This window comes from Haloarcula limicola (assembly GCF_010119205.1).
In the GTDB taxonomy this organism is placed as follows: Archaea; Halobacteriota; Halobacteria; order Halobacteriales; family Haloarculaceae; genus Haloarcula; species Haloarcula limicola.
Window position 1 is genome coordinate 1 of sequence record NZ_WRXM01000001.1, and the last position, 18,961, is coordinate 18,961.

An 18,961-nucleotide genomic window follows, 5' to 3' on the forward strand; every position below is an offset into this window, starting at 1 on the left:
AGCGAGTACTGGAGTGCGCGAGCCTCTGGGAAATTTGGTTCGCCGCCACCATTCATTCCCTATCATTCATTCAGCCCACACGGAGAGATGTCTCTTCGTGTGGGCTTTCCGTATTTATTGCGTAGCGGCAGCGCCGGACAACGAGTTCGACAAGCGCGAAAGCCGCGAGCGGAGCGTCAGTTGTGCGAGTCAGCGCTCGATTCTGACGGTCTCTCGAACGTCCTGAGCGGAGCGCGCTATCTCGACTGTGTATTCGCCTGTATCGACCGTCCACCCGCGGTCCGTATCGTAGCGCGAGAACGCGAGGTCGTCGAGAGAGAGCGAGACGGTTCGTGATTCGCCCGGCGACAGCGAGAGCGATTCGAAGCCCGCGAGTTCGCGATGCGGCCGGTCGATGCCGTCGACGGAGGGCGGTCGAACATACGCCTGTACGACCTCACGCCCTCGGCGACCGGCGACGTTCTCGATAGACACTTCGATAGTGCCCCCGTCGAGAGCGACTGCGTCGCCGTATTCGAAGGTCGCGTAGGAGCGGCCGTGACCGAAGGGGTACGTCGGGTCGGTGTCGGTCGTATCGAAGTGCCGGTACCCGACGAAGATCCCCTCGTCGTAGTGAGCGACGCCGTCGACGCCGGGGAAGCGCCGGTCGTCGCTCGTCGGGTAGGTCTCCGCCGGCGCGAACGTGACCGGCAGTCGGCCGCCGGGGTCTCGGTCGCCGTAGAGGACGGACGCCAACGCGTCGCCGTCGGCTTGACCGGGGTACCAGCTCTGGACGATCGCGGCGACGTCGTCGCGCCACGGTGTCTCGACCGGGCCGCCGGAGCGGAGGACGACGATCGTCCGGTCGTTGGCGGCGGCGACGGCAGAGACGAGTTCGTCCTGTCGGCCCGGGAGCGAGAGGGTGTCGCGGTCCCGCGCTTCGGTCGTCGCGTCGCGGACGACGACGACGGCGGCGTCGGCGTTCGCCGCGGCGTCGACGGCGTCCGAGAGCGAGGGCTCGCTCTCGGGCGCGGAATCGGCGTCGTCGCGGCCGCCCTCGACGAACGGGAGGAGGTCGAACAGCGAGACGGATTCGATCGCGTCGATACCCCGAGCCGTAGTCACTGATCCGGCGGCCCGCTCTTTCAGGCCGTCGACGGGACTTTGCGAGTGAAACGGCGTCGTCTCCGAAGAGCCGCCGCCGCCGAGTTTCGCTTCGTGAACGTGGGGACCGACGAGCGCCACGTCCGCGTCGTCCGAGAGGGGCAGGATGCCGTCGTTTTCGAGTAGGACGGTTCCGCGAACGGCTACTCGTTCGGCGAGGTCGCGGTGACGTTGGCTGTCGAGTTCGCCGGTGCGTTCGGCTCCGTCGAGCAGGCCGATTCGCGCCATCTGTCCGAGGACGCGGGCGACCATGTCGTCGAGGCGGGCCGCTGGGACTGACCCGTCGTCGATAGCAGCGGCTAAGGGGGAACCGAACAGGCCCGCGTGGGTCGCGTCTGGAATTCCGTCTGGCCACTCGAACTCGTCGGCGTCGTCGGCTTCGGGTTCGACTGGGACGCCCGGCATCTCTAAGTCCATACCGGCGTTGGCCGCGCCGACGGTCGTCTCCAGCCCGTACCAGTCCGAGACGACGTAACCGTCGAATCCCCACTCGTCTTTGAGGAGATCGGTGACGAGCGTCTCGTGGTCGCTCATGTGGGTGCCGTTCACTCGGTTGTAGGCCGTCATCACCGACCCGACGCCGGCTTCGACGGTGGCGCGGAACGGCGGAAGATAGAGCTCTCGAAGCGTCCGCTCGTCGACGTCGGAACTGACAGTCGTCCGGCTCGTCTCCTGGTTATTGGCGACGAAGTGCTTGACGGTCGCGACGACGTCTTCGGACTGTATCCCCTCGACGAGCGCTCGGCCGATATCGCTCGCGAGCACGGGGTCTTCCGAGAGATACTCGAAGTTTCGCCCGCAGTGGGGCACCCGCACGATGTTCACGCCGGGGGCCAGTAGCGCGTGCTGACCGTGTGCGGTGGCTTCGCGCGCCATCGCGGCCGCCTGTTCGCGGGCGAGGTCGGGGTCGAACGACGCTGCCGTGGCGAGCGACGCGGGGAACGCGGTCGAGCGCTCGCCCTCGGCGCGGACGCCGAGGGGACCGTCGACGAGGCGAAAGGGTGGAATGTCGAGGCGTCCGACGCCGGCGAGGTAGCCGGTCGCGGTCCCGTCGGGGTCGCGCGTCCCGCAGACGAGCGATAGCTTTTCGGCACGGGTCAGCTCGGAGACGAGTGCGTCGATCTCGGGAGGTGGGTCTGCCATCAGATACCGTATCCTCGGTCGACCGCCGTATAGAGGCTTTGACGACGGAATCGCTAAGCGTCGCGAACCAAAGGTATCGATATGATCGAACGGGGACTGACACGCGGCAGTGAAAAGGATGGAGCGCACATAGTCTGTATGGCGACGAACGACCTGACGAGGGAGGAGCGGTCATGAGCGGGCCACACCAGAACCAGGAACTGGTTACGGCCGGAACATCGCTGGACGACGCCGAGGCGGCGATGGTGTTGGTCCATGGCCGCGGGGCGACGGCACAGAGCATCGTCCAAATGGGACGGGAAGTCCACCGTGCCGGGCTCGCGCTGCTGGCACCGCAGGCCGCCCGCAATACGTGGTATCCCCAGTCGTTCCTCTCGCCCGTCGAGGAGAACGAACCCGGACGGAGTTCGGGGTTACGGGCGGTCGGCGACGCGATGGAACGGGCGAACGACGCGGGGATTCCGGCGGAGAAGATATTCCTACTGGGGTTCTCACAGGGGGCGTGTCTCGCAAGCGAGTACGTCGCACGGAATCCCGAGCGATACGGCGGGCTGGCGGCACTAAGCGGTGGTCTCATCGGCGAATCTGTGAACCCCGACGAGTACGACGGTGATATCGAGCGGACGCCGGTGTTCCTCGGGTGCAGCGACGTGGACCCGCACATCCCGCTGGAGCGGGTTCACGAGACGAAAGCGGTCTTCGAGCGACTGAACGGGGACGTGGACGAACGCATCTACGAGGGGATGGGACACGGCGTCAACGAGGACGAACTCGATGCGGTGGACGAACTAGTCGAGCGATTGATCTCCGCCTGAACCGGTTCACTCCACGTCAGCGAGCGTCCCGAACTCGTCGACGGGGACGACCGAGTAGTCGATGTTCAGCGTGTCCTTGGTCGCGCGAATCTTACCCACGAAGGTCGATATCTCTTCGAGTTCCCCTTCGAGAACGAACAGTTCCATACAGCGGTGTTCGCCGACGTGGCTGTGGAAGTTCGAGGCGACGAGACCCTCGTGCTCGTGGCGCAGGCGCATCATCTTCTCTTCGACGGCGGTCGTGTCGTAGTCGAAGAGGACGGTGACGATCCCCATGAGTTCACGGCCCTCCAGTCGTTTGTCCTCGAACTCGCCCAGTAAGTTCCGACTGGCCTCGCGGATGATCTCGCTCCGGCCGGTGTAGCCGTGTTCCTCGGCGAACTCGTCGATGCGTTTCAGGAGTGACTCCGGCATGGAGACGCTGACGACGGTCATGTATTAACTGAGTCGACAATTCCTATTAAGGATTATCGAACGACTCGCGCCGCGACGGCTTTCTCTCTCCTGATTCTGTGGGGAAAACTTATAATTAGGTCGTAAGTCCCTCTTACCAGTATGACCGCGAACGTCGTGACCGACGCTAACCGGCCACACGTCCCGGGGGATGGGGCGAAGTTGACGGCCGAGATCGAAGTCGAACCCGGCCGACAGGACGAACGACCGACGCGCCAGATCGCGCTGTGTATCGACGCCAGCGGGTCGATGGCGGGCGAGGATATCGAACGCGCTCGGTCGGGGGCTGAGTGGGTGTTCGGACTGCTCGAAGACGACGACTACGTCTCCATCGTCGCCTTCGATAGCGACGTCGAAGTGATCCTCGAAGCGACGCGGTGGGGCGACATCTCACGCGAGGACGCGATGGACCACCTCGAGGAGATCGCCGCTGGCGGCGGGACGGATATGTATCGCGGACTCGCGGCGGCCGCGGAGTCCCTGCGTCGGCTGCCGGACGACGCCACGACTGCGCGTCGCCTCCTGTTGCTCTCGGACGGTAAGGACAACAGCCACGACCCGCCCGAGTTCGAGACGCTCGCGCGGGAGATCGACGCCGAGGGCATCCGCATCAAGTCGGCCGGTATCGGCAGCGACTACCGCAGGGAGACGATCCGGACGCTCGGCTCGACCGCACGCGGGGAGTGGACCCACCTCGAAGCGGCGGGCGACATCGAGCAGTTCTTCGGCGACGCCGTCGAGGAGGCCGGAACGCTCGTCGCGCCCGACGCGCAGCTGGAGTTGGACGTGGCCGAGGGCGTCGAAGTCAGTGAGGTCTACCGCGCGCTGCCACAGACACAGGAGGTCACGCCCGAATGGCGGGACAACGCGACCGTCATCAAACTGCCGGACCTGCTGGACCGCGAGACCCAGCGCGTCGTGCTGAAGATACACGCGCCGCCGCGCGCGGTCGGTCAGGAGGTCACGCTCGCGGACGTGATGCTGACCGCCGGCGGCGAGACGGCGACCGGAGCCATCACCGTCGAGTACACCGACGACGCCGAGAAACTCGGCGAGCACAACGAGCAGGTCGACGTCGACCACCGTCAGACCGTCATCAAGACGGAACTCGGGAAGGGCAACGTCGCGGAAGCCCAGACACAGATCGAGCGGATGACCCGAATCCACGGCGCGGACGCCGAAGCCGTCGAGTCCGCGGAGCGCCAGACACAGATCGTCATGGAGGGCGGCCGCGAGGAACAGAGCCGGGCGACGAAGATCGTCACCGACGAAGGACTCCAGAAGTGACGACGGGCGAATCGGGTGAACCGAGCGAGGCGGCCGACCGAACCCGACGGTGAGCACCGTGACGTGGGAACCCGAACCGGGCGACGCCGTCGGCGGTCGGTACGAACTCGAGGAGTTCCTCGGGAAAGGCGGGTTCGCGAAGGCCTACCGGGCGCTCGATCGGGAGACCGGCGACGCCGTCGTCCTGAAGCACCCGAACTACACGGAGTCACAGAACGACCGGAGCGTCATCGAGGAGTACTTCGAGAAGGAGGCGGAGTCGCTCGAACGCATCGCCGCGGCGGGCGGCCACGAGAACGTGATGGACCTCTACGACACGGTCCGGGAGCGTGACGTCCCCTTCCTCGTCGTCGAACTCGTCGAGGGCGGCATCGAACTCGACGGGGTCATCGACCGGCACGGCCCCATCGAGGACACCGAGCAGGTCCGCCGGATCGGTATCGACCTCGCGGACGCGATGGGCTTCCTCCACGAGAACGAGATCGTCTATCGGGACTTGAAACCCGAGAACGTGATGCTCACGCCCGACATCACGCCGACGCTCATCGACTTCAACACGGCGACGGGGTTCGACGCCACCGGCGACCCGGCGACGGGCAACAACGGGACGACCATCCTCGGGCCGTTCAAACCCCGCGAGGTCGCGGAGGCGAGTCGGACTGACGTCCGGCAGGGGCCGTGGTCCGACGTCTACTCTATCGGGAAGATCCTGCTCTTCCTGCTGAAGGGGAGCGTCCCGAAGAAAGACGGCGTCAACCCACAGGAGTTCGGCGCGGACTGCGAGGACTACCTCGCGGAGATCGTCGAGCGCGCGACCCAGTCGGATTACCGGCATCGCTATCGCAACGCGACGGTGCTCAGAGACGTGCTGGAGGCCAAGGACCCGACGCCGCCCTCGACCGCTTCGGTCAGATACATCCAGGCCGACCAGCAGTTCACGGTCGAACCCGGCGACACGATCGGCCGCGAGGGGGCGACCGGTCCGCCCGCGTCCATCACCATCGAGGACCCGCAGGGCGAGTACATCTCCTCGGTGCAGGTGCAGTTCGACACCCGCGACGGGGAGTGGCACCTGGTCGACCGGAGTCTCAACGGCACGTTCGTCCAGAAGGGGTCGGGATGGCAGCGAGTGCTCTGCGAGGCGGGCCGCGAGCGCCTCCGACAGGAGGGCGAGGACCCGACGGACAGACACGGCGACGTGCCGCCGGAGTCGGTGCGACTGCGGGACGGCGACCTCGTCTCGCTCGTCCATCCGACCTACGGCGTCACCTTCGAGTTTCACCCCGAGTGATCATGCGATACGCAACCAACTACGACATCGGCGACCGGAAGCGCGGACGAGGAATCAACGAGGACAGCCTCTCGCTGACCGTCTTCGAGGAGGGACACCGCGACGGTTATCGGGGGCAGCAACGCTCGCCCGATAGCGGCGAGGCGTCGAGCGCGGACGCGGATGACGGCGACAGCGGGGCCGAGGATACGGACGAGCGAGAAACGGAAGACGAACGCGAGGGCCGCCCGGCCAACCGCTCGGCTGGCGTGTTCGTCCTCGCGGACGGCGCGGGCGGTCACGACGCGGGCGACGCGGCCTCCTACATCGCGACGACGGTCGTCGCCGAGCGGCTGGCTCCGGTCGCCATCCGCGCGGTTCGGAGCCACCCGGACGGGTTCGACGTGGACATCGGGCCGAACGTGCTCCCCGAGACGCTCGGTCCCGAGGACATTCAGGCCGCTATCGAGAGCGCCGTCGTCGAAGCCCACCGCGATATCGTTCGGTACGCCGACGAGTCGGGGTCGCAGTCGTACACGACGCTCGTCGCCGGCGTCTACGCCGACGGCAAGCTCCACCTCGGCTGGGTGGGCGACAGCCGTGCCTATCTCGTCAACCACGCCCGCGAGGAGATCGCCCGGCTGACCAAGGACCACGCCGTCGTCGAGGAGATGGCCGACGTCGGGGAGATCGACGACGTGGAGGCGCACGTCCACCCGAACGGCAACGAGATAACGCGGGCGCTCGGCGGCTCCGGTCACGAGGACCCCGAACGGGCCTTCGTCGAGGTCGACACGCGGACCGTCCGGTTGTACGCCGAGGACACCATCCTCGCGACGAGCGACGGTCTCGTCGACGCCCAGACCGACGCGCCGGAGCTCTACGAGGAGTACGTGGATGCCGACCGCTCCGAAGCGGTCGCCGAGACCGTCCGCGAGGCGGTCGTCACCGACGACGAGATCCGAGACGTCCTTCTGGACGCCGACTCGCTCGCCGACGCCGCTCGGGAGTACGTCTCGGTGGCCAACGACCGCGGCGGAAAGGACAACATCTCCGTCCTCATGTTCGCCGACGAAACGCTTCCGCCGACCCCCGAGACCGGTGGACTGCCGGTGCGGGCCGCAGACCCGGACGAAGACGTCGAAGACCGCGAGACGCTCATAATGTCAGACGAGTGAACTTCAGGGGTAACGTTTTATTTCTCGCCGTGAAACCCGCCAACGAACGAGCATGTCAGACGCAAGTACCGAACGTGGGGTGGAGTGCCCGATCTGCGGGGAGGAGTTCGACCCGTCGACAGCGGGCGGGTGGTGTACGAATCCGGAGTGCGGGGAGTGGCAGTACACGGACGATAGCGATGTAGACGAGGCCACGGAAGCGGATAGTGACGCGTCCACGGAGACGACTGCCGAGGAGTCTGACCGCGACTTGCTCTCCGAGACGGCGGAGCGTACCGACGACAGCGACTCCGTCGCCGACGCCGAGTCGACCACCGGAGCGGCTTCAGGTGACGCCGGCGAGACAGACGACGCTGGTGAGACGGCCGAAGTGAGCGAGTGGGACGAGGACGTCGAGACGGCCGAAACCGACGGCGTGGCGGAGGCGTCCGAGGAGGGCGCGCCCGCCGACGCCGCCGACGCGGAGCCGGCCCCGGACTCGCCGGGCGCGCCGGCCGGCGACGAGTCGCCCGAACCGGACGCCGAGGCGGCGACGAGCGACGCGCCGGCCGAGACGCCGGAGACGGCGACCGACGCGGGGGCCGACGAGACGACCGCCGGCGAGTCGGCGGGCGAAGAATCCGCGTCCGAGGAGTCGACTGCCGAAGTCGACGAACGCGACGAATCTGCCGTCGAGGCGAACGGGGCGACGGCTGCCGAAGCGGAATCGGAGACCGAGGATCGAGAGATGGCGGACGACGAGACCGCTGAAGCGGAGCCGGCGACCGTCGACTGTCCGGACTGCGGTGCGGACCTCGATCCCGAGGCCAACTTCTGTCTGGAGTGTGGGGCCGACGTACAGGACCTCGAACCGGGCGAACCCGACCCCCTCGCGGAGTGCCCGGAGTGCGGTGCGGACGTCGACGAGGACGCCAACTTCTGTATGAACTGCGGCGAGGACCTCGACGCGCACCGGGGCGGTGAATCCGGTGGAGACGACTCGGGAAGTCAGGACGCCGTCGAGGCCCTGGAGGCACAGAGCGACGACGGCGAGACGGAGCCGGTCCCGGACTCGCTGGTGCTCGAAGTCGGCGGCGAGGAGATTCCGGTCGCCGACGGCGAGAAGGTCGGTCGGGAGATCCGAGCGGCGCTCATAGACGCCGGACGACCGGAGGACGAGGCGGTCCGAATCCACCGGGAACACGTCCGGTTCGTCCGCGAGGCAGACGCGTTCTACCTCGTCGATCTCGGTGACAACCCGACTCGGCTCAACGGTCAGACGCTCCAGAAGGGCGACCGGGAACCGGTCGCGCCGGGGGACGAACTCGAACTCTCCGGCGTCGCGACTGTCGCGATTCGAGCGCCCTGACCGCACGAATTAAGCCATCACTTGGAGATACGTCACGTAATGTCGGACGGGGTCCCCGCCGAAGAGTTTCGCCGGTCGCTGTCGCTGCTCGCCACCGAGTGGTGGGTACTCGTCGGCGGGCTCGCGGGGTACCTGTTCTACGGCACGTGGGTCGTCCTCACCGGGATTGCCGTCGGCCGCATCGTGCCAAGCTTCGCGGATGCAACCGTGCTGACCGTCGGCGGCGTGGCCATCACGGGACTCTCGGCCGCCGCCCTCGCGCTGTGGCTCCTCGCACCTGCGCTCGTAGCCGCGCGGCTGACGAACGGTCGGTTCCGAAACAGACACGGGAACCTCGCGAAGCGATACCGGCTGAACCACCCGAGTGTTCTCGTCGCGCCACCGGGGGCCCTCTTACTCGGCTGCCTGTTGGTGTCGCTCGCCATCGGGCCGACATTGGCCGTCACGGTTGTGGCGCTCGTAGCCAGCGTCCACCTGCTCGTACGGACCGTCGTCTACGGCTATCGGGTGTACTCGCTGTCGGTGCCGCCGCTGTTCACGCTGTTTCTCTACGTGACTGCCGCGATGCTCGCGGCCGGGTGGCTCGTTCAGGCGACGTTCCTCGGTAGCGTGAGTCCGTCCATCGGGAGGCTGCTGACCGCCGCTGGCGTCGACGGCGTCGTCGAGACGGGGTTCGAAATGACCGGCGTCGGCCCGAGTGCGGCGCTCGCCGCCGTGGTCGCGGTTCCCGCGCTCCTCTCGACGGCGTACCTCCTCGCTCAGCAGGTCGCCGGCGCGATCGTCAGGTCGAAAGCCCCCCTCGCCGAGCCGTCGCGCCGGCCCGGCCAGCGGTTCCCGATCATGCCGCCGGTCGCGCGGGCGGAAGGGGGACCAAGCGACGCTCGGGCCGAATCGACGAGTGACCGCGCTATCGAGGACGGAACGCTGCCGGACGAGGGCGGCGAGAGGGACGAGAACGCGGCCGATCGCGGGACGGTGGAGACCCCGGTCGAAGAACGAGGCGGAGACGACCGTTCCTCGAACACGCGGGTGTTCACGCCGGACGAAGCGGTTCCAGAAGAGACGGAGACGAACGTGGGTGCGGGGGTGACGACGTTCGACGACGCGGACGATTCCGTGGATACCGAAGGCGAGGACGACGGGTGGCTGGACGACACGGCGGTGTTCTCGCCGGAGCGCCGCGACGCGTCAACGTCCGAGGCGTGTCCCGCCTGCGGCCGGGAGATCCCGCCGGAGACGACGGCGACGTTCTGTCCCGACTGCGGCGAGCGCCTCGACTAGACGTCGAAGACGACGTAAGCGCGCCAGCCGTCGGGCGTCGATTCGACGGCCATCTCGGAGTAGGTGACGGCTTTCACCTCTCTGGCGGTGACCGCTTCGAGCGGGACACCGCGGGCGCTCGCCTCGACGCGCCACTCGCCACCCTCCTCTGTGACGGCGGCGTCGTTTTCGACCGGGAGGACGTTCCGAACGTCCCGCTCGTAGATGAGTTCGTCGAGGTAATCGAACAGGAGCGCCTCGACGGACTCCGCGGTGACGCGGAGGTCGAAGCGCTCGCCCGCGTCGGGGACCGTCTCGCACATCGCGGCGGCGAGGCCGTCGGCCATCGCGGCGAACGTCTCGTCGAGGGTCCCGCCGGTGGCCTCGACGGCGACGTCTGCCGTGTGGGAACGGAGGGTGAACGGCATCGCTCGACGGTTCGCTCCTCGCCGAAAAAGAGGTGCGGGTTCTCGAGATCTCGGGCGACGGCTGGCTGTGTCACGGGTTACCGAACGTGCAGTAGATTTAATATGTGTTCCTGAGATGGATAAAATACGTCACACGAAGCGACGTGGTGTTCCCATGACCGACAACATCCAGGCCCCATCGTCCGCGCCCGACGCACGCTGTGCGTACAGCGTGCCGACGGCCCCCGGACGCGGCGAGCGTGCCGCGTCCGGGATTCCCTTTATCGGGGCTTGGATCGGTCGGGTGAACGCCCGTCCGTCCCGCCTCGCATAGGGACACAGCGCCGCCGTGGGACGGTTGTCCGGTCGCGCGGACGCCCACTGCGGCGGCGCTTCGATCTCGTCTTCCGACGCCCCGATTCGCCGGCGACGCCGCTGCCGACGACCGCCGGGCGCTCAACTACCTTCGTGGGTAGACGGTTCGCTCGGTGACAGACGACCGTCGTCCGTCCTCACGAGCCGGGCGTGATCGGGTGCTCGGAAACGACCAACTGGTGAGAGATGTCTCCGTCGAGCGACCGCTGTGTCGCCCCACCGACGGACTCGATCGGCGAGTCCACGCCCGGTTCGACTCCGGCCGTCGGTCTATGTCGCTGAAAGCGACTGTCCCCGTCGAGGCATCGGCCGAAGTCTCGCTGCGGGTCCCCCGCGGCGGTTCCGAAGACTTAGAGAGCGGCGTCGCCGGCGTCGTCGAGAACGTCGACGGCGTCGCCGAGGTCACGGTGCGGCGAGTCCGCGGCGTCCGGCCGACGTTCACCGACCTCCGGGTCGACGCCGACCTGCGAGTGTCGATCACCGTCACCGACGACGGCGACGACGCCGCACTCGAGGCTGTGGTGACAGAATGCCTCGCCGACGGGTTCGGTATCCTCGCCGTCGACGATCTCGTCGTCGAGGACGCGTAACCCGCGCTTCGGCTCTCCCCCCGCTGGCTCCCCGCCTCTCCGCGTCCACTGGCGGACGCCGGACATCCTCCGGTCTCTGGGTTCGACCCCCGGCGGAGAGAGGATCGACGAATGCGAACCACGTATCTCATCGCCATCGCGGAACAGCGACGAAAGCAGCGAGACGACGACCGCCGACGCGCCCGCCGTCGGTAACACCGCGGGTTTTCCCGCCGCTGTCGTGACCGAGCAGCCGTCGGCCCGCCGACTGGCTCACTCTCCCTCGTTCCAGCGAACGTCGGAGAGGGTTCGCTGCACCGCTTCCTCGCCGACGGCTTGCGCGAGCGTCTCGAAGCCGCCGCGCTCGACGGGGTCGTTGGCGTTGGCGACCAGTCGCGAGACGATGAACTCCGGCGTGGACTTCCCGACGGTGCCGAAGCGGGGCTGATAGTCCACCTGTAAGTTCAGGTCGGAGTCCAGCCCCTCGGCGAAGATGCCGTCGACGCGGGCGGCGTCGGGGAGCGGTTCGAGGTCCGCCGCGAGGTGCGTGACGAAGACGCCCAGCGCGTCGCGGTCGACGGTCAGCGTGACGAGGCCGTGCAACAGGTTCGCCGCCGAACCGGGTTCGGTGATGGCCTCGAACTCGTCGACGAGCATCAGGGTCCGGTCGCCGCCGGTCAGCGGCGGGACGACCGACCGGAGCGTCGATTCGAGGACGCCCGCGTTGAACGAGGCGTGTCGGCGGTGGAAGACGACGGTGTCGACGACGCCGACCTCCGCGGCGTCGGCGGGGACCGGCAGCCCCATCTGCGCGAGCAACTGGACCTGACAGAGCGTCTCCAGCAGGGTCGTCTTCCCGCCGGAGTTCGCGCCGGTGAGAACCGCCACCCGGTCGCCGCTGGGCGGGGCGTCGGTCCGCTCGATGTCGAGCGCGTGGTCGCCGACGGCGTAGGTGACCGGTTGCACGTCGTCGGCGTCGGCGAGCGTGAGGTTGCGGGCGTTTCGCACGGCTATCGTCTCGCGGTCGACGAACGTCGGTCGCGTCAGGTCGTAGGCGATGGCGAACCGAGCCAGCGAGACGGCCAGCGAGACCTCGTCGACGACGGTGACGGCCGCGTCGATGTCCTCGCGCGCGGCCGCGAGGTTGTCTTCCAGTCGCTCGGCGACCGCGGTTTCGCGCTCCTCGACGGCGGTCCGGAGCGACCGGCGCAGCTCGCGGAGGGCGGCGTCGACGAAGTCCTGTGCATCCGTCGCTTCGCTCGGCATCGCGTCGCGGACTCGCGTGGCGTCCATCCCCGTCTCGTCGGTGACGTACCGGACGAGCGCGTCCTGGAAGTCGGCCGGGCGGCGCGCCCCGTCCTGGACGGCCTCGACCACCTCGGGCGTGGCGGCCGCCAAGTCCTCGACTTCGCCGAGCTGCGTGCGGAGGCGGTCGAGTTCCGCGTCGGCCCCCTCGCCGACGCGTTCGCCCTCGCCGGCGAGACCGGCCAGCGCCGCCCGAGCGTCTTCGAGCGCGTCGGTATCGAGCGCCGCCACCTGCTCGAAGACGCCGTCCCCGACGCCGGTCTCCAGCAGCGCGAGCGCCGTCTCGACGGCCGCTCGCTCGCCGGTCTCCGCGTCGTAGCGGTCGAAGGCGTCGAGGACGGCCCGCTGGTCGTCGTCGGCGAGGTCGCTCCAGGTCCCCTTGGCTTCGAGGACGTCGTCCAGTCGCTCGGTCATCGCCTCGCGGGTGGGCAGCGGCGTCAGGACGCGAATCCTGTCGGCGGCGTCGGCCGTGACCGCGTACTCCTCGGCGAGGTCCAGCAGTTCCTTGTAGACGTCGCGGGTGTCTCGGGTCGCCAGCAGATCCATCGACTCGGCTCCAGTCGCTCGCCGGAGGATGCGCGTCGCCCGCCCGCGGGAGAGTCCCGCGGCGGTCAGCGTCCGCGTGTTCGCCGTCTCGATGGCCTCGACGGCCCGTTCGACGCCTAACTTCTCGGCCAGCAGCTCGGACGTCTTCGGTCCGATCCCCCAGTACTCCTCCAGTCGCATGGGCCAGCGGACGGGTCGCCGCCGTTTAGTCGTTTATCACGCGCCGTCGGCCTCGATCGAGGTGTGCGTCTCCCGCGTCTCGCCCGTCTCAGCCCTGTGTCTGCCCGGACCGCCCGCCGACGGCCTCCAGTGACTCCCACGCTACTGCCCCCTGTTCGACGATGTTCGACGGCTGCAGCGCCGGATCCGTGAGCGTCTCTCGGGCGAGTTCGACGGGCCCGGCACGCGGTGCCGGGAGCGCGCTCGGATCGCTCGTCTCGAAGGGCGCTTCGGTGGCGTCGCCAACGACGACGCGCATCGCCATGCCGTACGTCTCGTGGGGCGAACACAGCAGGTCGTAGACGCCCGGCGTCTCGAAAGCGTAGAGCCACGTCGACGGGACGGGTCCGCGGGGACTACCGCCCTGCTGTCCCCCATTCTGCGGTCCACCGCCGCCTTGCCCGTCTCCCTGTCCGCCACCCTGTTGATCGCCGCTCTGCTGTCCAGCGCCTCCCTGTCCGCCTTCGCCGCCTCCGTCCATCTCGGCCGGCGGCTCGATCTGGTCGTCGGCGATCGAGCGCGGTTGCCAGCCCAGTATCGGCGAGGAGAAGGCGTGCACGCCGGTCGGCACCCGGCGTCGCATCCCGAAGGCCGGGTGGTAGCTGACGACGTTGTGGTCCGGCGTGGTGAAGACGAACTTGATCACGTCGCCCGGCCGGAGGTGGAGACCGGTCGGCTGATAGAAGAAGTCGACCGGCCGATCCGGATTGGTCGGCGGCCCCCGTATCAGCGTCTCGACTTCGTAGACCGTACCCGCACCGTCACCGGGTGAAGGGGTGTCGCCGCCTTGTCCGTCATCTGTCTGTCCGTCGTCGGTCTGTGCGGTCGCCGTTCCGCCGAGTCCCGACAGCACCGCGCCCGCGCCGAGCGCCTTCATCACGTCCCGCCGCGAGGAGTCGAGTGGATGTCGTTCCATGCCAGTACGCAACGGTCGACTGCACTTTGTTAACCTCTCTCAGTAGCGGAGCGCCGTTCACAGGACGCCGTTACCGCCCAGACGGCCTCGAAACGCTGAACGTCACTATCGTGACAGGGTAAGTCGAGCGTAGCGAACGGCAGGCCGACCGTACCGAACCGACGACGAGCGGGCAGTCGGCCGTCGGACCGAGCGGACCACTCAAGCCGCTGGCGTCGCATGCGACGGTATGGACGAGTGGCGCACGGCCGACGACCCGGCCTGTCCCGCCTGCGGGAAGTCACTGGCAGCGACGGCGACGGCGTGCCCGGCCTGCGGCGAGCAGTTGGTCTCCGAAGAGGTGGCGGCCCTCCTCGACGAGCGGATGAGCGCGGCCCACGACGGCGACGCGAACGCCGCGCCGCGGTGGGCCGTCCTCCTGACGGGGCTCGCGCTCGGAATCGCCATCGCGCCGCTGCTCGCCTACGCCGTCGTCATCGCCGTCGGCGACCTGCCCCCTCTCGCGATCGGCGGCCTCCTGCTCGCCGGCTGGCTCGGGTCGGCGGCGGCGCTCGCTCGCCTCCCGAACCCGAGTGCGGCGCTCGCTCGCGGGCTCTCCCTCGTCGTCGCCGGCGTTCTGGCCGTCATGGCGGCGCTGGGCTACGACTCGGTTTCCGGTGGCGGTGTCGGTTCGGATCGAACGCTCCTCGTCGCCGCCGCGCTGGCGGTTCCCGCCGTCGCTGCGGCGCTCTTGGCGCGGCGCGTCTCCGAGCGCGCCGCCCGGCAGGCCCGTGGCGAACCCGGTCCGCTCCACGAACGCGCGGGGTTCGGCAGCGACGGCACGGAAGAGTCTGCGGACGAGCGGCCCTGACCGTCCACGTGGATGTCGACCGCCGCGGCGGCCTGCTCTCGGAGGCGATGGACGCGGACGAACGCCACACCTCATTCACCGTCCAGAACGCCGATCCGTCGGCCGTCGAAGGGCCGCTGTCCGACGCGATTCGGCGGCTGAGCTGATCTTCCGAAATCGACTCGGCTACCCCCAGAACGACTGCGTTCTGGCGTATTCCCGCTCCTGACGGAGGATGTCCCGGTAGAACTCGTCTTCGTCCTCGCGCAGGCGGTTGATGATCCGCGCGGCGTTGTGCGGCCCGACGCCGCGGGCGGCGAGGGCGACGACGGCCTGCTTGCCGTGGGTCTGGACGAGCGACCCGGCGCGGTAAGCGCGCTCGGTCATCTTCTCCTGTTCCTCGTCCTTCTCGTCTGCTCGCACCGCCGACACGACCTCGTCGGCCCACGGGTTCAGCGCGGCGACGCGAGTGGACCCGCACTTCGGACACTCCGGCTGGTCTCGCACTCGCTTGACCTGCTGCTTGCGGTCCCACTCCCGACAGTGCAGACAGGCGAGGATGACGCGGTCGCTCTGGATCCGCTCTCGCACGGTCTGGATGACGCTCGCGTCGGCGTTCTCCGGCGAGAGCAGTTCGCGGCCCGAGGCGTTCCCGCCGAGACCGATTGGCGTGCGTTCGCCGACCGTTTCGAGGGCGACTTCGCCGGACTGGAGCGCTTCTAGCAGCGCCGCCGTCTCCTCGATGGCGAGGTCCTCGTGGCGCACCTCGCGCAACGCCTCGTCGTACATCGGCGTGTCTTCCAGCGCGGCGAGCAGTCGGTCACGACCGAAGTCCGTCGACCCGCGGCCGCGCCAGCGCTTGAGCGACCCGAACTTCGTGGCGACCTGCGCGAGCTTGAACTTCAGCGCGTCGGCGTTCTTCAGGCTCAACTCGACGAGCGCCGGGAGGTGGTCGGGGTCGGTCCCCTCTAAGACCTCCATCACGTCGCCGGCGCTGATGCGGCGAGGCACTTCGAGTTCGATGCGGTAGGGGTCGACCTCCATCGCGACCGAGGACCCCGCCCGCTGGCCCAGCAGCGCCGAGAGGACGCGTCCCAGCGTCTCGTTGACCTTGTGGCCGTAACAGCAGTTGACGAGGACCTCCCGGCCGCGGAACTCCACGAGTATCGTCTCGGCGTCGGGGATCGGTGCCTCGTGGCCTTCCAGTTGCGAGAGCCCGTCGGCCACTGTCTCCCTGTCGGCGTCGTACCGGCGGGCGACGTGGGCCGCGACCGACTCGGCGGGCGCGCCCTCCTGTAACTGCTCGCCGGCGACTCGCCGCAGTTCGCCGACCTCGCCCGCGACGGCTCGTGGGACCGGAATCTCGCTTCCGACCCACGAAGGCACTTCGCCGGCGGGGTCCTCGATGGGGGAGACGGTCACGATTTCTTCCTCTTCGTCGATATTCGTGATGCGCCACATCTCGCCGCGCTGGACGAACACCTCGCCGGGGGTGGCGAAGTTGACGACGAACCGCTCGTCTAAGGTCCCGACCTGCTGGCCCGAGGCCACGTCCTCCACGTCGTAGGTGGCCTCGTCGGGGATCATCGAGAGGTTCTGATAGAAGTACTGCCACGTGCCGCGGCGCTTCTCCAGCGTGTCGCGGTCCTCGTCCAGCCAGACGACGTTGTTCTCGGCGAGTTCGCGGACGACTTCCTTGAACGCCGCTTCGTCGATATCGCGGAACGGGTAGGCCCGCGTGATGATGCGGTACGACTCCATCGCCCGCACCTCGCCGGTGTCCATCACGATACCGGCCAACTGGTTTGCGACGGTGTCGAGGCTCCCGTCGTGGATCTCGGCGGGTTCGACGTCGCCGTCCTGCGCCTGGCGGGCGATCGCCAGCGCCTCCAGCGTGTCGTCGGCGTGGGTCGTCACGACGGTCCCCGAGGATATCTCGTCGCGGCGGTGGCCGGCGCGGCCGACTCGCTGGACGAGCCTGGACACCTGCCGGGGACTGCCGTACTGGACGACGTGGTCGACCCGGCCCACGTCGATGCCCAGTTCCATCGACGAGGTACAGAGCAGGGCGTCGAGCTCCCCGGCCTTGAACTGGTCTTCCACGTCGATTCGGGCCTCCTTCGAGAGCGACCCGTGGTGGACGCCGAGGTTCGTCCCGAGCTCTTTGAACCGCGAGCCGAGCGCCTCGGCGGTCTGTCGCGTGTTGACGAACAGCAGGACGGACTCGTTCTCCCGTATCAGGTCGTCGATGAAGCGGACGTGACTGGCCGTCTCGGCGTCGGTGACCAGTTCGCGGGAGAGCCGCTCGTCGCGGTCGGTCACCTGCGGTCGCACCACGTTCACGTCCAGTCGGCTGCCGATGTCCACCGCGACGACGGAACACCCGCGGCCGCCGGTGAGGAAGCGCCCGACTTCCCGTGGGTCGCCCACCGTCGCTGAGAGGCCGATTCGCTGAAACGGGCCCGAAACTTCGCGCAATCGTTCGAGTCCGACCGTCAACTGCGCGCCGCGCTTGGCCGCGGCGAGTTCGTGGACTTCGTCGACGACGACGTGGTCCACGTCTTCGAGCGCCGTCCGGAGTTTCGACCCCGTGAGCATCGCCTGCAGCGTCTCGGGGGTCGTCACGAGCACGTCCGGCGGGTCGTTGGCCTGCTTCTGGCGCTGGTAGTCGGTCGTGTCCCCGTGTCGGACGTCCACGTCCAAGTCGAGCGTCTCGCCCCACCACTCCAGCCGCTCGCGCATGTCGCGGTTGAGCGCCCGCAGCGGCGTGATGTACAGCGCGCCGATGCCGAACCGCTCCTCGTCGGCCGACGCGAGCGCGTCCAACACGGGCAGCATCGCCGTCTCGGTCTTGCCGGTGCCGGTCGGGGCGACGACGAGCGCGTCCTCGCCGCGCGCGAGACGGGGAATCGCCTCGCGCTGCGGTTCCGTCGGCGTCGTGAACCCGCGCTCGGAGAGGGCGCTTCGCACCTCGTCGCCGAGCACGCTGAACGCCGCGACACCGGTCTCACTCATCGGACCCGTCTAGCGGATACGACCGGTTAAGCGCGTCGTGTCACACGTTGTCGGGCCTATTCGGCATCGGTTTCAAGGCGGTCGCGCCGGAACTGCGTCCATGTATCTCGCCGACGAGGCGTGGCCGGACCTCGAATCGTACTTCGAGTCGGAGTCGCTGGCGCTGATGCCGCTGGGGTCGACGGAGCAACACGGGCCCCACCTTCCGGAAGCGACCGACCACATCATCGCCGAGTCCTTCGCCCGCCGGGCCGCCGAGGAGACCGGCTATCTCTGTACGCCGACCGTCAATGTCGGCGTCAGCCCCCACCACCGGCAGTTCCACGGGACGATGTGGGCCGACGCGCCGGCGTTCCGGGACTACGTCGAGAGCGTCACCCGGAATCTGGCGTACCACGGCATCGACCGCGTCATCTTCGTCAACGCCCACGGCGGCAACGTCGAGCATCTCCGCGAGGTGGGCCGCCGGCTGCGCGACGACGGGACGCTGTACGCCATCGAGTGGATGTGGGACGAGAGCATCACCGACCTGATCGCGGAGACGTTCGAGACGCCGGGTCCCCACGGCGGGCCCAAGGAGACGTCGCTCATTCAGCACCTCGCCGGCGAACTGGTCCACGAGGAGCGCCTCGAAGAGGCCCGCGACGGTGGCTGTCGGGAGTTCGACGAGACGACCGGCCGCGTCAACGGCGCGAGGACGTTCTACGACGCCATCGACAACACGGAAAACGGCGTGCTCGGCGACCAGACCGACGCCTCGGCCGAAGCGGGCGAGAAGTTGTTCGATGCGGCGCTCTCAAACCTCACCGGTCTCTGCGAGTGGTTAGACGACCAGCCCGCAGAAGGCCTCTTTCCGAAACCGCACGTGTAGTTTATGTCGCCG

General features: G+C 68.3%; 16 protein-coding genes. 10 read left to right on the forward strand and 6 right to left on the reverse strand.

Annotation, left to right across the window (positions count from 1 at the left end):
* Positions 1-189: 189 nt before the first annotated feature.
* Positions 190-2,286, reverse strand: coding sequence for a beta-glucosidase (locus GO488_RS00005; RefSeq protein WP_162315767.1), 2,097 nt, complete (start codon positions 2,284-2,286; stop codon positions 190-192).
* A gap of 173 nt (positions 2,287-2,459) precedes the next feature.
* Here GO488_RS00005 and GO488_RS00010 point away from each other — a divergent pair, with 173 nt between their 5' ends.
* Complete coding sequence (locus tag GO488_RS00010; protein WP_162315768.1) at positions 2,460-3,101, forward strand: alpha/beta hydrolase; 642 nt, start codon at positions 2,460-2,462, stop codon at positions 3,099-3,101.
* A 6-nt stretch (positions 3,102-3,107) separates the two neighbouring features.
* Here the strand turns inward: GO488_RS00010 and GO488_RS00015 are convergent, their stop codons facing one another.
* The gene (locus GO488_RS00015) at positions 3,108-3,536 is read right to left on the reverse strand and encodes a CopG family ribbon-helix-helix protein (RefSeq protein WP_162315769.1); all 429 of its coding nucleotides are present in this window, start codon (positions 3,534-3,536) and stop codon (positions 3,108-3,110) included.
* A gap of 120 nt (positions 3,537-3,656) precedes the next feature.
* On the opposite strand from GO488_RS00015, the gene GO488_RS00020 reads away from it, so the two are divergent.
* The 5 genes from GO488_RS00020 to GO488_RS00040 are packed head-to-tail and all read left to right on the forward strand — an operon-like array spanning position 3,657 to position 9,918.
* On the forward strand, positions 3,657-4,841 hold the full coding sequence (locus GO488_RS00020) for a vWA domain-containing protein (RefSeq protein WP_162315770.1): 1,185 nt from the start codon (positions 3,657-3,659) through the stop codon (positions 4,839-4,841).
* 58 nt (positions 4,842-4,899) lie between these two features.
* A complete protein-coding gene (locus GO488_RS00025; RefSeq protein ID WP_162315771.1) occupies positions 4,900-6,132 on the forward strand; it encodes an FHA domain-containing serine/threonine-protein kinase in 1,233 nt (410 codons plus the stop codon).
* 2 nt (positions 6,133-6,134) lie between these two features.
* A complete protein-coding gene (locus GO488_RS00030) occupies positions 6,135-7,289 on the forward strand; it encodes a PP2C family protein-serine/threonine phosphatase (RefSeq protein WP_162315772.1) in 1,155 nt (384 codons plus the stop codon).
* 52 nt (positions 7,290-7,341) lie between these two features.
* Positions 7,342-8,637, forward strand: a complete 1,296-nt coding sequence (locus GO488_RS00035) for a zinc ribbon domain-containing protein (protein WP_162315773.1) — start codon at positions 7,342-7,344, stop codon at positions 8,635-8,637.
* 39 nt (positions 8,638-8,676) lie between these two features.
* Positions 8,677-9,918, forward strand: a complete 1,242-nt coding sequence (locus tag GO488_RS00040; protein ID WP_162315774.1) for a zinc ribbon domain-containing protein — start codon at positions 8,677-8,679, stop codon at positions 9,916-9,918.
* Here GO488_RS00040 and GO488_RS00045 read toward each other — a convergent pair.
* Positions 9,915-10,325, reverse strand: coding sequence for an archease (locus tag GO488_RS00045; protein ID WP_162315775.1), 411 nt, complete (start codon positions 10,323-10,325; stop codon positions 9,915-9,917). The two genes, GO488_RS00040 and GO488_RS00045, sit on opposite strands and share 4 nt — an antisense overlap.
* A gap of 626 nt (positions 10,326-10,951) precedes the next feature.
* Between GO488_RS00045 and GO488_RS00050 the strand changes: the two genes are divergently transcribed.
* Positions 10,952-11,269, forward strand: coding sequence for a hypothetical protein (locus GO488_RS00050; protein WP_162315776.1), 318 nt, complete (start codon positions 10,952-10,954; stop codon positions 11,267-11,269).
* A gap of 252 nt (positions 11,270-11,521) precedes the next feature.
* Here GO488_RS00050 and GO488_RS00055 read toward each other — a convergent pair whose 3' ends face one another.
* Both GO488_RS00055 and GO488_RS19775 read right to left on the reverse strand, forming a co-directional pair.
* Positions 11,522-13,279 (reverse strand): MutS-related protein, encoded by a 1,758-nt coding sequence (locus GO488_RS00055; protein ID WP_162315777.1) that lies wholly within the window; start codon positions 13,277-13,279, stop codon positions 11,522-11,524.
* An 88-nt stretch (positions 13,280-13,367) separates the two neighbouring features.
* Positions 13,368-14,234: a twin-arginine translocation signal domain-containing protein gene (locus tag GO488_RS19775; protein WP_174242476.1), complete on the reverse strand. Its 867-nt coding sequence runs from the start codon at positions 14,232-14,234 to the stop codon at positions 13,368-13,370.
* Positions 14,235-14,463: 229 nt separating this feature from the next.
* Here GO488_RS19775 and GO488_RS00065 point away from each other — a divergent pair, with 229 nt between their 5' ends.
* Positions 14,464-15,084 carry a zinc ribbon domain-containing protein gene (locus GO488_RS00065; RefSeq protein ID WP_162315778.1) on the forward strand — a complete coding sequence of 207 codons (621 nt, stop codon included), beginning with the start codon at positions 14,464-14,466 and terminating at the stop codon, positions 15,082-15,084.
* Between the two features lie 8 nt (positions 15,085-15,092).
* On the forward strand, positions 15,093-15,230 hold the full coding sequence (locus GO488_RS19830) for a hypothetical protein (RefSeq protein ID WP_194242918.1): 138 nt from the start codon (positions 15,093-15,095) through the stop codon (positions 15,228-15,230).
* A 19-nt stretch (positions 15,231-15,249) separates the two neighbouring features.
* On the opposite strand, the gene GO488_RS00075 is transcribed toward GO488_RS19830, so the two are convergent.
* Positions 15,250-18,078 (reverse strand): DEAD/DEAH box helicase, encoded by a 2,829-nt coding sequence (locus GO488_RS00075; RefSeq protein ID WP_162315779.1) that lies wholly within the window; start codon positions 18,076-18,078, stop codon positions 15,250-15,252.
* Positions 18,079-18,178: 100 nt separating this feature from the next.
* Here GO488_RS00075 and GO488_RS00080 point away from each other — a divergent pair, with 100 nt between their 5' ends.
* Positions 18,179-18,949, forward strand: coding sequence for a creatininase family protein (locus GO488_RS00080; RefSeq protein ID WP_162315780.1), 771 nt, complete (start codon positions 18,179-18,181; stop codon positions 18,947-18,949).
* The last annotated feature ends 12 nt before the right edge of the window (positions 18,950-18,961 follow it).